This is a genomic window from Streptomyces musisoli (assembly GCF_016741855.1).
GTDB classification, from domain to species: Bacteria; Actinomycetota; Actinomycetes; order Streptomycetales; family Streptomycetaceae; genus Streptomyces; species Streptomyces musisoli.
In genome coordinates, this window is the sequence record NZ_JAERRH010000008.1 from 151,388 (window position 1) to 164,057 (window position 12,670).

Annotated in this window: 12 protein-coding genes; 3 read left to right on the forward strand and 9 right to left on the reverse strand. The window is 70.3% G+C overall.

The window, feature by feature from the left end; translation table 11 throughout:
- Positions 1-278: 278 nt before the first annotated feature.
- On the reverse strand, positions 279-1,055 hold the full coding sequence (locus JK361_RS22055) for a LuxR C-terminal-related transcriptional regulator (RefSeq protein ID WP_222997073.1): 777 nt from the start codon (positions 1,053-1,055) through the stop codon (positions 279-281).
- A gap of 308 nt (positions 1,056-1,363) precedes the next feature.
- Between JK361_RS22055 and JK361_RS22060 the strand changes: the two genes are divergently transcribed.
- The gene (locus tag JK361_RS22060) at positions 1,364-1,819 is read left to right on the forward strand and encodes a GNAT family N-acetyltransferase (protein WP_201820973.1); all 456 of its coding nucleotides are present in this window, start codon (positions 1,364-1,366) and stop codon (positions 1,817-1,819) included.
- A gap of 83 nt (positions 1,820-1,902) precedes the next feature.
- On the opposite strand, the gene JK361_RS22065 is transcribed toward JK361_RS22060, so the two are convergent.
- From JK361_RS22065 to galT, 7 genes are all read right to left on the reverse strand, one after another.
- Positions 1,903-2,565: a hypothetical protein gene (locus tag JK361_RS22065; protein WP_201820975.1), complete on the reverse strand. Its 663-nt coding sequence runs from the start codon at positions 2,563-2,565 to the stop codon at positions 1,903-1,905.
- Positions 2,566-2,585: 20 nt separating this feature from the next.
- Positions 2,586-2,963 (reverse strand): hypothetical protein, encoded by a 378-nt coding sequence (locus JK361_RS22070; protein ID WP_201820977.1) that lies wholly within the window; start codon positions 2,961-2,963, stop codon positions 2,586-2,588.
- Positions 2,964-3,231: 268 nt separating this feature from the next.
- Positions 3,232-5,403, reverse strand: a complete 2,172-nt coding sequence (locus JK361_RS22075) for a hypothetical protein (protein WP_201820979.1) — start codon at positions 5,401-5,403, stop codon at positions 3,232-3,234.
- A 5-nt stretch (positions 5,404-5,408) separates the two neighbouring features.
- The gene (locus tag JK361_RS22080; RefSeq protein WP_201820981.1) at positions 5,409-5,858 is read right to left on the reverse strand and encodes a hypothetical protein; all 450 of its coding nucleotides are present in this window, start codon (positions 5,856-5,858) and stop codon (positions 5,409-5,411) included.
- A 362-nt stretch (positions 5,859-6,220) separates the two neighbouring features.
- Positions 6,221-7,375: a galactokinase gene (gene galK, locus JK361_RS22085; protein ID WP_201820983.1), complete on the reverse strand. Its 1,155-nt coding sequence runs from the start codon at positions 7,373-7,375 to the stop codon at positions 6,221-6,223.
- Positions 7,375-8,337: a UDP-glucose 4-epimerase GalE gene (galE, locus tag JK361_RS22090; RefSeq protein ID WP_201820985.1), complete on the reverse strand. Its 963-nt coding sequence runs from the start codon at positions 8,335-8,337 to the stop codon at positions 7,375-7,377. The genes galK and galE overlap by 1 nt, the downstream gene beginning before the upstream one ends.
- Positions 8,334-9,419 (reverse strand): galactose-1-phosphate uridylyltransferase, encoded by a 1,086-nt coding sequence (gene galT, locus JK361_RS22095; RefSeq protein WP_201820987.1) that lies wholly within the window; start codon positions 9,417-9,419, stop codon positions 8,334-8,336. Before galT ends, galE begins: the two co-directional genes overlap by 4 nt.
- Positions 9,420-9,598: 179 nt before the next feature.
- On the opposite strand from galT, the gene JK361_RS22100 reads away from it, so the two are divergent.
- Entirely contained in the window at positions 9,599-11,290 is a 1,692-nt protein-coding gene (locus JK361_RS22100; RefSeq protein WP_201820989.1) for a sodium:solute symporter family protein, read from the forward strand.
- Positions 11,291-11,311: 21 nt separating this feature from the next.
- Positions 11,312-11,650 carry a hypothetical protein gene (locus tag JK361_RS22105; protein ID WP_201820991.1) on the forward strand — a complete coding sequence of 113 codons (339 nt, stop codon included), beginning with the start codon at positions 11,312-11,314 and terminating at the stop codon, positions 11,648-11,650.
- 295 nt (positions 11,651-11,945) lie between these two features.
- On the opposite strand, the gene JK361_RS22110 is transcribed toward JK361_RS22105, so the two are convergent.
- Positions 11,946-12,647 carry a helix-turn-helix transcriptional regulator gene (locus tag JK361_RS22110; protein WP_201820993.1) on the reverse strand — a complete coding sequence of 234 codons (702 nt, stop codon included), beginning with the start codon at positions 12,645-12,647 and terminating at the stop codon, positions 11,946-11,948.
- Between the last annotated feature and the right edge of the window lie 23 nt (positions 12,648-12,670).

Below are 12,670 nucleotides of genomic sequence, written 5' to 3' on the forward strand. Positions count from 1 at the left end.
CCGGGCGCCGCCACCCGACGGCACCCCATACTCATCGCGCTTCCGCCGGGCGTCGCCACCCGACGGCACCCCGCACTCATCGCGCCCCCGCCGGGCGTCGCCACCCGACGGCACCCGACAACCATGGCGCCCCCGGCGGCGTCGCCACCCGTCGGCACCCCGCGCTCATCGCGCTCGCCCGAGGCTCTCGCGTCGGCTGCGTCCCGCGCCTCGCGCCGGTCCGCGCCGGGCCCCGATCAGGCGGGTTGATCAGGCACTGTTCGTCTCACCCGGGCAGGTCAGGCGCTGTTCGTCGTCTCTTCCGGCACGATCCGCCCGGCCGTTCCCAGGTCCACCGGGCCCACACCCGCCCGCCGGGCCAGCGCGACGGCGGCCAGCGTGGAGTGGACGCCCAGCTTGCCGAGGACGTTCTGCATATGGGTGCGGACGGTGTGCGGGGAGAGGAAGAGCCGCTCGGCGACGGCCTTGCGGCCGAGTCCGGCGACCATGCAGCGCAGCACCTCCCGCTCCCTCGGGGTGAGGGACTCCACCAGCCGCTCGCTCTCGGTGCGGTGCCGGCGGGCGGCCGTCAGTTCCTTCAGCACCCCGGTGAGCAGCGCGGGCGGGAGATGGGTCTCGTCGCGCAGCACTCCCCGGATCACCGTCAGCAGCCGGGAGAGCGAGCAGTCCTTGGCGACCCAGCCGGAGGCGCCGGCCTGGAGGGCGAGGGCCGCGCGGCGCGGGTCGTCCTTCTCGGCGAGGACGACGATCCGTACGGCGGGCTGGGCGGTGCGGACGCCGGCGACGAGGGAGATCCCGTCGACCAGGCCCTCCTCGTTGCCCTCCCGCACCGGCACGGCCGGGCGGGTGCCGGGCAGGTTGCCGCCCAGGTCGGCGTCGACCAGGAGGACGTCGTAGCGGCGGCCCTCGCCGGCCGCGCGTTCCAGGCAGCGCAGCGCGGCCGGGCCGCTGCCGGCGGCGAAGACGTCGACGTCGGGCTCGGCGGCCAGGGCCGCGGCGAGCGACTCGGCGAAGATGCGGTGGTCGTCGACGACCAGGACTCGGATGCGAACCACGAAACCCCCTTCCCCAGGCTCCGCGTGGAGCAGGGGATACCAAGGTCCGGAAAATTCCGGAATAGGCCGGTCCGGAAATGCCCGGAAAAGGTCCGGAGAACGACGACCGACACGGGGACGACACCCGCGGACAAGGATGCGCACCGCTCGGCCGCCGCCGTTGCGGAGACTGCTACCCCCACCGCGGGCGTCGAACCCGCCTGTCTCGCCCCCTGAGCGGCACCGGCCCCCACCGGTGCTGTTCCTCAGAGTACGGATGAGAGCACGGAGCGGAAGGAGATTTACAGAACTGGCCGTCCGGCACGTTTATGGTGTGCCGCATGTTTCGTATTGAGGCGGAAGTCGACAAAGGCCGACGTGATCTGCTCCGGTCGCGGCTGCGGGACACCAACACGGCGGCGTCCCCGGTGCTGGCGGCTCTGCGCGGCACGCCCGGCGAACGGGAGGTCCCTCTCCACGTGTGGGCGCTGGACGCCGCCGGGGAGGTGGCGGGCGGGCTGGTCGGCCACACCTGGACGACCTGGCTGCACGTCGGCTACCTGTGGGTGGACGCCGTCCACCGCGGCGCGGGCCTGGGCGCGCGCCTGCTCGCCGAGGCGGAGCGCATCGCCGCCACCGACCGCGCCTGCACGGCGTCCCGCCTGGAGACGTGGGACTTCCAGGCGCCGGAGTTCTACAAGAAGCAGGGCTACGAGGTGGTGGGCGTGATCCCCGACTACCCGCCGGGCATCACCGAGTACATCCTGACCAAGCACCTGCCCTGACACCCTTCACCGCGGGACGGCAGGGGGCTCGGGCGGGGGCGGGCAAAGCGGGCGGCCGAGGGCGGCGCGGATCCCGTCGCCGTTCACCGGTGATCCCCGTAGCGGGGCAGCTTCTCGGGGAGGTCGCGGGACTCCTTGCACTCGGCCAGGTCGTAGGCGTGCCGGGTCAGCTGGTAGGCGAAGTCGGTCAAGGCCTGCCGAAGCGGTGCCCCCTTGGCCTTGGCAGGTCCGTGGACCCACGCCTCACCGACGACGGCGTAGGGCTGGGAGGCGTTGCAGGAAGGAACTTCGGGCGGCGTGCAGGGCACGTACACCGATGAGGCGCCCGTGTCCGGGTCGAGCTGGGCCAGTGCTCCGATCTCGCCCACGGATATCTGGACCACTTGCTGCTGCCCGGACTCCCGGTAGCCCGCGAGCCAGTCCCGGCGGGAGACCGGCTCGACCCGCGCCCGACCGGAGAGCAGCGAGTCGTTGCTGGTGGTGACCTTGCACCAGACGCGAAGGCGGTCCCCCTTGCCTTGACGGTCCGAGTCGCTTCCAGCCGATTGCGCGTTCGGCAGCACCTGCTTGACCGTGCCCTGCGCGAGAGTGCCGTCGCACATCTCGTCCGGGAGCAGATAGAGGCCCTTGTTCAGGAAGGCCCAGCCGGCTCCGCAGAAGACCGCGAGCGCCACGAAGAAGAGAAGAAGCACCTTCCATGTCTCCCAGGAGGCCAGTGTCCGGCTCCTTCGGCTCTTCTCCACCACGGGCGCTCCTTGGTGTTGCATCAGTGATCTTCGTAGCGGGGCAGCTTCTCGGGGAAGTCGCGGGACTCCTTGCACTCGGCCAGGTCGTAGGCGTGCCGGGTGAGCTGATAGGCGAAGTCGGTCAGGGCCTGCCGCAGGTCCGCTCCCGAAGCCCGGCTCTTCCCGACCACACCGGCCTCCGCGATCAGGGCACGCGGCCCGGAGGCACCGGCTTTCCCCGGGTCCTTCGGGTCACAGGGCACGTACAAGGAAGCGAGGCCGTGGTCAGGGTCGATCTGCGCCAGCGCTGCCACGCGGCCCGCCGAGGTCCGTACGACGTCGGTGCCCGCGAGGCTGCTGTAGCCCTCTTCCCATGCCGCTTTCGACGACTCGCGCAGTTCGACCTTCCCTGTCAGCATCGAGTCACCACTGGTGGATATGCGGCACCCGAACGTGAAGTCACGCCCTGCACCCGTGTGATCCGCCCATTCGTCCGCCGCTCGGGCCCGCGGCAGAGTCCGGATGACGACATCTCGCTGCACGGACGATTCGCACACCTTGTCCGGAAGCAGATACAGCCCTTTTACGAAGAACAGAAAGAGGCCACCGCACACCAGGACGAGGATCGCCGCGGCAATGACGAAACCCTTTGCAGAGTAGGTCATCCGAGTCCGCCGCGAAGCCCTCTCAGCCATAATCCTCCTTCGTGCGTTTCAGGTAGTAGTCGCTGTCTTTCCAGCCGTCGATGACGGCTTGCCCGACCGCGCCCTTGATCTCGTCCTTCGGCATGTGCGTGTGGTTGCGGGCCAGAGCGTCGTCCACCGACCAGATCGTCTGCTGACTGACCGAGTCCCGCATCGCGAACAGGTCCTTGCTGGAGTAGTACAACGCCGAGTCCTTCGCGCCCTCCAGCTGCTGGCCCTCGATCAGGCGGTCCACGGCAGCACCGGCAACGGCTCCGGCCCCTCCCCCGATCACGGACCCCATCAGCTCGCCGCCGTACCGCTCGGGGACTTTCAGGCCCATGAGGCCGATCCCGACCCAGGTCTTGGCGAAGTCGCCCTTCGCCTTCAAGGCGTTGTTGTAGTCCGTCTCACCCTCGACCGCCTTGCCGACTTCCGAGTTCGCCGCAGAATGACCGACGATGCCCTCGATGATTCCGGCGTTCCTGGCGATATCGGTGATCACCTGTTCGTGATCGCCGTCGAACAGGGAGGGGTTCGAAAGGTGCGTCTGCAGGAGACTTCCGGTGTAGATACTTTCTCCGAAGATGATCCCGGCGCGACCGGCGGGATCCGCGGATGTGGCCGAAAGGAAACGCATGACATCCGGGAGATGGAGACCTCTTGGGGACTCGCTGCCCGAGAGGAAGACGCTTTCGGATTCCGGTCCCTTGATGGCGCAGCTGATCTCCGGCATATAAGCCGCCGCCATGTCCCCGAAGCTCTCGCCCAGGCCCTTCTTCACCAGGTCCGCGCCCCCGTCGGGGTTGGCCACCGCCTGCATGATGTTGGCCATGATCTTGACCTGGTCCGTGCTGTGCGGCGGGGCCGCCGCGGTCGTGTCGCCGGCGGCGACTCCCGTGACCGCGCTCTCCAGGGCCCGCCCCAGGGCTTCGCCCCGGTCCGTGAACTTGGTGGTGCCGAGCATGTGGTCGAGGTCCGATTTGGACTCGAAGGCGTGCTCGGCCGCCTCCGGGTTGTGGGAGAGGCCGTCGAACAGGCCCTCCAGCGGATCCCGGCCGTTCCCGTCGCCGAAGACGAGATCCAGGGCGTCGTAGCCCTTCACCCACAGCTCGTGGGTGCTGGTGTCGCCCGCTCCCTTGTCCGCCTTGAACAGCTTCTGGCGGTAGTCGTCGAGGAACTCGGTGTCGTACTGCCCCTTGCGCATGAGGCTGCTGATCACCTGGTAGCCGAGGGCGCCGACCGGGCTGAACGCCTTGTCGGGAAGGAAGTTGGTGTTCGTCTCGGCGAGGAGGTCCTTCTTCCAGGCGCGCATGCCGTCCGAGTCCGAGAACGACGCCGTGGCCAGGGTCAGGCCGAGGTTGGTCTGGAGGTCCTTCATCGCGTCGAGTTCCGAGCCCCGCGCGCCGGCGTGGGAGAAGCTCATCTCGGTCCAGAACTGGAGCGTCCCCTTGGCGCCCAGCCCCTTCGCGAACTGTTCCGCGAACAACGGGTCGTCGTGGTACTTCGCCATGGCGCTGTTGAAGGCCTTGATGTCGTCCAGGGACATGTCGGCCGGCTTCTTGGCCGTCTTCGCCAGCTTCTCGGCGGCGGCGACGGCCTTGGCCGCCTCGTCCCGGTCCGCGTAGGAGGCGTCGGCGAAGCCGTACTTGGCCTGGTCGACGAGGAGCCGCAGAACCTCCGCGGCGCTGTCGTCGCTCTCCGTCGCCTTGGCGAGGATGCCCTGGATCTCCTCGGCGAAGGCGTCCACGACCTTCTGGTCCGTCGCGCCGGTCTTCCCGCTGGGGTCGGACGCCCAGTCGGGCCGGGTGTTCCCCATGACGGAGAAGGTGCCGTCATGGTTGTCGACGACCGTCAGATCGTGGTCGTTCGCCCGCTTGATCGCATCGTTCACCTGGGTGCGGTAGCCGACGAGTTCCCCGCGTGTGTCGCGGAGGATCTTCGTGATGGAGTCGGCCTGGGTGTGCGCGTCCGTGAACTCCGCGACGGTCCGGGTGATGAACTCGCGGCTGACGGTGGCGTTGACCCCGGCCCACTTGGCCTTGTCCGCCTTGGCCTTCAGCTTGTTCTCGGCGTCCTCGCGCAGGTCGGCGAGCTTCTTCGTCATCTGCTCCCAGTCGGTGACCGCCTCACCGAGCTTGGCGAAGTTTCCGTGGCGCAGTGCGTCGAGGTGCATCGCCGTCAGTGGCCCTTCCGGTCGTCGAAGCCCTTGTCGAGCGTGGCGATGCTGCTGACCGCCCCGGCGATGTAGGAGTCGTCGGCGTCGTGCTGGTTCTTGGTGTAGCGCAGGTGGTTCGAGATGTGGGCGCAGGCGTCGAGCAGGGACTTGGACTGCTCGGTCCAGCGCTCCGCCACGTGTTCCAGCGCGGCTCCCAGGGCGAAGCCTTCGCCCTTGAGGCCGCCCGCCGCCGCCTCCGAGGCCACGCGCGCGTGCCCGCTGTAGGTCGTGAAGTCGTTGAACAGGTCGTGGGCCGCCGTGCCGACCGCTTCGAGGTCCTTGTGCCCCACGACGAGGTCGCCCTGCGGGCTGCCGCCGCCTCCCCCCTGGTCGGCCAGCTGGTTGAGCCGCATCTGCGGCGATTGCCGATCGGCCGCCTGGGCCTTCAGCTGCTCCCACTCCTGCCATGCCATGGACGGCCTCCCCGTATTTCCGGCGCACCGGCAGTCGCTCCGGCACCGGCCCCGCACATTACCTGTTCCCGTCAAGTCTCCTTTCGCCGCCCGTAGTTCGGACAGGGGGGTGAAGGCAGGAGGGCGGCTGGGTCCGGGAGTACGACGAGGTCCGGGGGCGGCAAGGCCCGGGAGTGCGACCAGGTGCGGGAGCCGGCGGAATCCGGAGGTACGGCGCCGGCCCCGCACACGCAGGGGGCGCACGCGCAAGGGGCGTAGGACGCCGGCCCCACACTCGCAGGAGGCGCACGCGCAAGGGGCGTAGGACGCCGGCCCCGCACGCGCAGGAGGCGTGCGGGGCCGGTGCGGGGTGCGGTGGGGGGTCAGCGCAGGCGGCGGGCGCCTGCCGACGGGACCGCCTCGAAGACCCGGGGGGCCGTGTAGCCGGCCGCGGCGAAGGCTTCCTCGACGGCCTTGGAGAGGTTGTCCACGTCCGTCGCCTCCGCCAGGACGATCGCCGAGCCGCCGAAGCCGCCGCCGGTCATCCGGGCGCCCAGGGCGCCCGCGGCGAGGGCCGTGTCGACGACCAGGTCCAGCTCCGGGCAGGAGATGCGGAAGTCGTCGCGCAGGGAGGCGTGGCCCTCGGTGAGGACGGGGCCGATCGCGCGGGTCTCGCCGGAGCGGAGCAGGCCGACGACGCGTTCCACCCGGTGGTCCTCCGTCACCACGTGGCGGACCAGGCGGACGACCTCCTCGTCGTCGCCCAGGCGGGCGAGCGCCGCGTCCAGGCCGGCGTGCGGGACGTCCCGCAGGGCGTCGACGCCGAGCAGGGCCGCGCCCTTCTCGCAGCCGGCCCGGCGCTTGCCGTACTCGCCGCCGCTGTGGGCGTGCTCGACCCGGGTGTCCACCACCAGCAGGCGCAGTCCCTCGGCCGCGAGGTCGAAGGGGATCTGCTGCTGGGACAGGTCGCGGGTGTCCAGGAACAGGGCGTGGCCCTGTTCGCAGCAGGCCGACGCCGTCTGGTCCATGATGCCGGTCGGCGCGCCGACGTAGACGTTCTCGGCGCGCTGGCACAGGCGCGCCAGCTTCCAGCGCCGCAGGCCCAGCCCGTACAGGTCGTCCAGCGCCAGGGCGATCACGACCTCCAGCGCGGCCGACGAGGACAGGCCCGCGCCCGTCGGCACGGTGGAGGAGAGGTGGACGTCGGCGCCGGTGATCGCGTGGCCCGCCTCGCGCAGCGCCCAGACCACGCCCGCCGGGTACGCCGTCCAGCTCTCGTCGCTCTGCGGGGCGAGGTCGTCCAGCCGCCGTTCCACGATCCCGCCCTCGACGTCCGCCGAGTGCAGGCGCAGGAGGCCGTCCGCGCGGCGGGAGACCGCGGCGAGTGCCTGGTGCGGCAGCGCGAAAGGCATGACGAAGCCGTCGTTGTAGTCGGTGTGCTCACCGATGAGGTTGACGCGGCCCGGTGCCGCCCAGACGCCCTCGGGCTCCGCCCCGTACAGCTCGGCGAAGCGCTCCGCGACCTGCTGTGCCCCCACTAGTGCTCCTTTGCGATGCGCTGCGTGAACTCCCACGCGTCCGCGACGATGCCCGCGAGGTCCGCGCGGGCCGGGTTCCAGCCCAGCCTCTCCCGGGCGGTGTCCGCGGAGGCGACCAGGACCGCGGGGTCGCCGCCCCGGCGCGGGGCCACCACCTCGGGGATCGGGTGGCCGGTGACCTCGCGGACGGTCTCGATGACCTGGCGGACGGAGAAGCCGTTGCCGTTGCCGAGGTTGCAGATCAGGTGCTCGCCCGGGGCGGCGGCCCGCAGGGCCAGCAGGTGGGCGTCCGCCAGGTCCGCGACGTGGATGTAGTCGCGCACGCAGGTGCCGTCCGGGGTCGGGTAGTCGTCGCCGTAGACCGAGATGGCGTCGCGGCGGCCCTGGGCGACCTGGAGGACCAGCGGGATGAGGTGCGACTCGGGGTCGTGGCGCTCGCCGTACGCGCCGTACGCGCCGGCCACGTTGAAGTAGCGCAGCGACACCGCGGCCAGGCCGTGGGCGACGGCCTGGCCGGTGATCATGTGGTCGACGGCGAGCTTGGAGGCGCCGTAGGGGCTGGTGGGCTTCGTCGGCGCGTTCTCCGGGATCGGGACCTGCTCGGGCTCGCCGTAGGTGGCCGCGGTGGAGGAGAAGACCAGCTTGCGCACCCCTGCCTCGCGCATCGCGGCGAGCAGGGCCAGGGTGCCGCCGACGTTGTTGTCCCAGTACTTCTCGGGCTTCACCACCGACTCGCCGACCTGCGAGAACGCGGCGAAGTGCAGAACGCCGTCGAAGGAGGGGTCGAGCCACTTGGCGGCGTCGCGGATGTCGCCCTCGACGAACACGGCGCCGGCGGGCACGCCCTCGCGGAAACCGGTGGAGAGGTTGTCGAGGACGGTGACCTCGTGGCCGGCTTCCAGCAGATGCTGGGCCACGACACTGCCGACGTATCCCGCGCCACCCGTCACCAGGTACTTCATGAACTCGCTACCTCTCGCAGTCGCTCGGCCGCGCGCTCCGGCGGCACGTCGTTGATGAACACGTTCATGCCGGACTCGGAACCAGCGAGAAACTTCAGCTTGCCGGAAGTGCGGCGAATGGTGAAAAGCTCGAGGTGGAGCGCGAAGTCCTCGCGGGTCACGCCGTCGAACTCGTCCAGCGTGCCGAACGGGGCCTGGTGCCAGGCCGCGATGTACGGCGTCGGGGGCTCGCCCACGGAGTCCTCCCCTCCCTCGCGCCCGTCGAAGATCCGGTCGAAGCGCCTCAAGAGTTCCAGATAGATCTGGGGGAATTCTGTGCGTGCCGCCTCGTCGAGCGCCGTCAGGTCGGGCACGCGGCGCTTCGGGTACAGGTGGACCTCGTAGGGCCAGTGCGCCGCGTAGGGCACGAAGGCCACCCAGTGTTCACCCTCAAGGACGACCCGCTCAGCGGCGCGTTCCCGCTCCAGTACGGCGTCGAACAGGTTCTCCCCGCCGGTCGCCGCCCGGTGCGCGGCGAGCGAGCGGAGCATCAGGGCGGTGCGCGGGGTGGTGAAGGGGTAGGCGTAGATCTGTCCGTGCGGGTGCCCCAGGGTCACGCCGATCTCGGGACCGCGGTTCTCGAAACAGAACACCTGCTCGACGGAGGGCAGGTGCGACAGCTCCGAGGTGCGGTCCGTCCACGCGTCCAGCACAAGGCGCGCCTGCTCGGCGGTCAGGTCCGCGAAGGAGGCGTCGTGGTCAGAGGTGAAGCAGACGACCTCGCAGCGGCCGGAGTCGCCGGCGAGGGACGGGAACCGGTTCTCGAAGACGACGACGTCGTACGAGGAGTCGGGGATCTCGCTGAGCCGGTCGCCGCGCGTCGGGCACAGCGGGCACTCGTCGGCGGGTGGGTGGTAGGTGCGGCCCTGGCGGTGCGAGGCGACGGCGACGCGGTCGCCGAGCAGCGGGTCGCGGCGGATCTCGGACGTGGTGACCGTGCGGTCCAGGGGGCGGCGGTCGGCCGCGTCGCGCACGGTGTCGTCGCGAAGGTCGTAGTAGATCAGCTCACGACCGTCGGCCAGCCGGGTCGAGGTCTTCTTCACGCCGGGCTCCTCTACGTCCCGCATCCAATGACTCAACACAATCAAACATAACAAACCACAACCCGACAACACCTCGGATCATCACAATCAAACAAAGAACCCCAACAGAAGTGTTCAATAACTGAACATCGAGGCGTAGGTTCCGCTCTGATCAGTTCGCGCGACGAAGCGAGTTCTTCATGCAAACCCCCACATACGGCCCCATCCAACTGGCGGCGGAGCTACGGCTCCCCACCAACTGGCTCGACTACACGATCCTGGCGATCTACTTCGTCGTCGTCCTGGGCATCGGCTTCGCAGCCCGCCGGTCCGTGAAGACCAGCCTCGACTTCTTCCTCTCCGGACGCTCGCTGCCCGCCTGGATCACCGGCCTCGCCTTCATCTCGGCGAACCTGGCGGCCACCGAGATCCTGGGCATGGCCGCGAACAGCGCCCAGTACGGCGCCTACACCGTGCACTGGTACTGGATCGGCGCCATCCCCGCCATGGTCTTCCTGGGCCTGGTGATGATGCCCTTCTACTACGGCAGCAAGGTCCGCTCGGTCCCCGAGTTCCTGCTGCTGCGCTTCGACCGGGCCGCCCACCTGCTCAGTTCGATCCTGTTCGCGTTCGCCGCGATCCTCATCGCGGGCGTCAACCTCTACGCCCTCGCGATCGTCGTCGAGGCCCTGCTCGGCTGGCCGCAGTGGGTCGCCATCGTCGTCGCCGGCGCCTTCGTGCTCGCCTACATCACCCTGGGCGGCCTGTCCTCGGCGATCTACAACGAGGTGCTCCAGTTCTTCGTCATCCTCGCCGCGCTCATCCCGATCACCGTGCTCGGCCTGAAGAAGGTCGGCGGCTGGGGCGGCCTGACGGACAAGCTCACCGCGAGCCACGGCGCCGACTTCACCACGGCCTGGGGCGGCACCGGGATCGGCCACGCCAACCCGCTGGGCGCCAACTGGCTCACCATCGTCCTCGGCCTCGGCTTCGTGCTCTCCTTCGGCTACTGGACCACCAACTTCGCCGAGGTGCAGCGCGCCCTGTCCGCGAAGAACCTCTCCGCCGGACAGCGCACCCCGCTGATCGCCGCCTACCCGAAGATCTTCATCGTGTTCCTGGTGATGATCCCGGGACTGGTCGCCGCCGCGATCGTCCCGAAGTTCGGCACCGCGGGCTCCGGCTACCAGTACAACGACGCCATCCCCTACCTGATGCAGGAGCTGCTGCCCAACGGCGTCCTCGGCATCGCGGTCACCGGCCTGCTGGCGGCCTTCATGGCGGGCATGGCCGCGAACGTGTCGTCCTTCAACACCGTGTTCACGACCGACATCTGGGCCAAGTACGTGGTGCGCGGCCGTGAGGACGGGTACTACGTGCGGTTCGGCCGCCTGATCACCGCGATCGGCGTCGCCGCCTCCGTCGGCACGGCGTTCCTGGCGTCCTCGTTCTCCAACATCATGAGCTACCTCCAGACGCTGTTCTCCTTCTTCAACGTGCCGATGTTCGTCGTCTTCATCGTCGGCATGTTCTGGAAGCGCGCCTCCGCCAAGTCCGGCTTCTGGGGCCTGCTCGCCGGGACCGTGACCGCGATGGTCAACTACTTCGTCCTCTACAAGAAGGGCATCATCTCCATCCCCACCGACCAGGGCGCCAACTTCGTCTCCGCCATCGCGGGCTTCGTCGCCGGCGCGGTCGTGATGGTCGCGGTGTCCCTGTTCACCCGGCCGAAGCCGGAGGAGGAACTCCAGGGGCTGGTCTACGGCACCCGCTCCCCCGGCATGTCCGAGCCGCCCGCCGAAGGCGACGACGCGTGGTACCGCAAGCCGGCCCTGCTGGGCTGGGGCGCGGTCGTCCTGGCCGCCGCCTGCTACATCCCGTTCTCGTTCTGACGCGGGAGGATCGAGGAAACCATGACCGAGCATCCTGAGCAGCCTCGCCGGCCGCACTACACCGAGCAGGACCTCCAGCGGGAGGTCACCGAGCTGGAGACCAAGTCGGCGACCGCGGCCCGCATCTTCGACCTGCGCCGCATCATCGGCGGTCTGTTCGTGGTCTACGGCGTCATCGTCACGATCACCGGCATCACCGACTCCCAGGCCGCGATCGACAAGGCCGAGGGCGTCAACATCAACCTGTGGACCGGCATCGGCATGCTGCTCCTGGGCGTCTTCTTCCTGGCCTGGCTGAAGCTGCGGCCCACCCCGCCGCCGCTGCCGCCCGAGGGGCTGCCGGAGGAGCCGGAGCAGTAGAACGCCGTCCACCGCCACGGGCAGGGGGCCGACAGAGGCGTTCCCCGGCCGCGGGTGCCTCAAGGCCGCCGCGGGCAGGGGGCCGACAGGGACGTTTCCGGCTGCGGGTGCGCGAGGGCCGGCCGCGCGGTTCCTCGCGCCCCTCGGGGGCGCCTCCCGTGCACGCAGTGGCGGGTACGCCGCCCGCCCCCGCACCACAACAGCGCCGGGCGCACTCCCGGCCACGGGCCCGGCCGCGCGGTTCCCCGCGCCCCTTCGGGGCGCGAGGTGCGTGCGCGGCCGTGGGGGCGGGTGGCTAGGGCAGGTCCGGTTCGGCTCCGCCGACCCCCCGGAGGGAACCCGCCCGGTCCAGCAGACCCGTCCGCGCGGCCAGCGCCGCCGCCTCCAGCCTCGATCCCACCCCGAGCTTCATCAGCACCCGCTGCACATGCGTGCGGGCCGTGCTCGGGGCGATCCCCATCCCGGCCGCGATCAGCCGCGTGTCCTCCCCGTCGGCCACCCTGACCAGCACCTCCACCTCACGCGGCGTCAGCATCTCCAGCAGCCGCTGGGCCTCGTCATCGGGCTGCGCGGCGGGATTGAGCAGCTCACCGAAGGCACCCTGGAGCAGCTGCGGCGCCACCGCCGACTCCCCGGCCCGGGCCTTCATGATGGCCCGCTCGACCCCCTCGATCCGCTCGTCGTGCCGTACGTACCCCGACGCGCCCGCGGCGAAGGCCGCCGCGATCCCGCGCGGCGACGGCACCGGGCCCAGCACCAGTACCGCCACCTGCGGACGCTCCCGCTTGATCTTCACCACCGGGTCGAAGACCCCCGGATCGGCCGGCGCCGCGGTGCCCAGCAGGCACACCTCGGGCGCCCGCGCGATCACCAGGTCCGCCGCACCCGCCGCCGGCGCCGCCGCGGCGACCACCCGGTGCCCGCGCAGCTTCAGCGCCGACGCCAACGCCTCCGCGAGCAGGCGATGGTCGTCGACGACGATGAGCCGCACTCCCATAGAGCAACCCCCCAGTCCCCCGG